This is a genomic window from Dietzia sp. DQ11-71, from assembly GCF_014144995.1.
Taxonomy (GTDB): Bacteria; Actinomycetota; Actinomycetes; order Mycobacteriales; family Mycobacteriaceae; genus Dietzia; species Dietzia kunjamensis.
Genome location: NZ_JAALDT010000390.1, coordinates 1 through 1,486, shown reverse-complemented (window position 1 = coordinate 1,486; position 1,486 = coordinate 1). Strand labels below are relative to the sequence as shown.

The window sequence follows — 1,486 nt, the reverse complement described above, 5'->3', positions numbered from 1 at the left end:
GCGACCGAGCGGCGGCGGCGGCTGAGCGGCGCCCGGGCGGGCACCCGCCCGCCGAGCAGAGGAATTCGCGCACCCGCTACTCGGGCGATGCAGTAGAAATCCTCTGCTCGGCGGCGACGGCTACGCCGCGAGGGGCGGGCGGCCCCGCCCCGTTCAGGTCAGGAGCCGAACACCGCCGAGGAGACGGCGGTCGGGGCCCAACCCCGCGCTGCCTGGTCGCGGATGAACTGCATCTGCGGGTAGAACGAGTTGCCCGGGCAGGCGGTCCCGCCCCAGTCGCGGTGGCCCGACACGGCCATCATTGGTCGCGTGGCCCCACCCTGCGGGTTGCGGTAGGTAATGCCGGCGCGCGGGTTGATGCCGGTGGCGTTGCACAGGGCCCGGACGCAGTCGATGGCCGCGCCCACCGCGCGCGAGGTCGGCGGTGCACCGGTGAAGTCACCGAGCAGGCTGATGCCGATGTTGCCGTTGTTGAATCCGCCCACGTGGCCACCGGTGACGACCGGCGGTGCGATCCCGGCGACCGGCGGGAACTGGAAGGCGGGGTTGCCGACGGGCGTTCCGCCGCGACCCTGGTAGATCCGGCCCTCGGGGTCGATGAGCAGGTGGTATCCGACGTCGCCCCAGCCCAGGGTGTTGGCGTGATAGTTGTAGATCGCCCGCACACTGGCCGCACGGTCCGACCCGACCGGGGAGGCGGTGTGGTGGATCGTGATGGACTGCGCGGGGAAGTAGGAGGGGGCCCAGCGGAAGCCCCCGACATCGCCCGCACCCCACGCCGCGCGCGGGATGACCGGTAGGCCCGCCAGGCCGACGCTGCCGAGGCTGTAGTTGCGCGGGGTGCCGCGGCCGTCGTCGAACACGGTCGCCTCGGCCCCCGCGGGCGCATCGACCTCGTACCCCACGGCACCATCGGGCGCGCCGACGAGTTCGGAGGCGGGCGTGCTGCCGGCGTCCGGGGCGGAGTCCATCCCCTCGAGCGGGAGCCAGTCACCGACCGAGCCGTCGGGGAATGCGAAGCGGATCCGGCCGACGATCTCCTCGGCACTGGGGAACGTCACGCCGACGTAGCCGAGAGGGCCGTTGGGCTGGATCATCCCGCTGCCGGTCGAGACCGACTGCATGAGGTCCTGGGCGACGCCGAGCGAGCCGGTGGTGAAGGGATTGGCCCCGGCGACGGGACCTCGGACGGTGGAGGCGACGGCGGCGCCCACGCCGACGGATGCGGCTGTGAGAAATCCACGGCGTGTCACGGACATACGGGCTCCAGACTGAGGTTTGCGAAGGGCCGACCTATACCTATCGGCGCGGCCCGCCGCTACATTACGCGCTTGACGTGACCGAATCGAGACCCTCGTTACCGGAGGGATATCTGAGGGTGATGTGACTGATGTGGCGGCGTACGCCCGGACGATGAGACCAAACGGCTTGTGCCGCCCCACGATTCGGGCGGCCACGACGTGCGACGAGAAGACCGTTCCGCGCA

Annotated in this window: 1 protein-coding gene; it reads right to left on the bottom strand. The window is 71.4% G+C overall.

Going from position 1 to position 1,486, the window contains the following annotated elements:
• Positions 1–158 precede the first annotated feature (158 nt).
• On the bottom strand, positions 159–1,259 hold the full coding sequence (locus tag G6023_RS13115; RefSeq protein WP_182635919.1) for a peptidoglycan recognition protein family protein: 1,101 nt from the start codon (positions 1,257–1,259) through the stop codon (positions 159–161).
• Positions 1,260–1,486: the final 227 nt, after the last annotated feature.

Coding starts and splice junctions, on each gene's coding strand:
- G6023_RS13115 (WP_182635919.1), bottom strand. CDS start 1,259: ATGTCCGTGACACGCCGTGGATTTCTCACAGCCGCATCCGTCGGCGTG.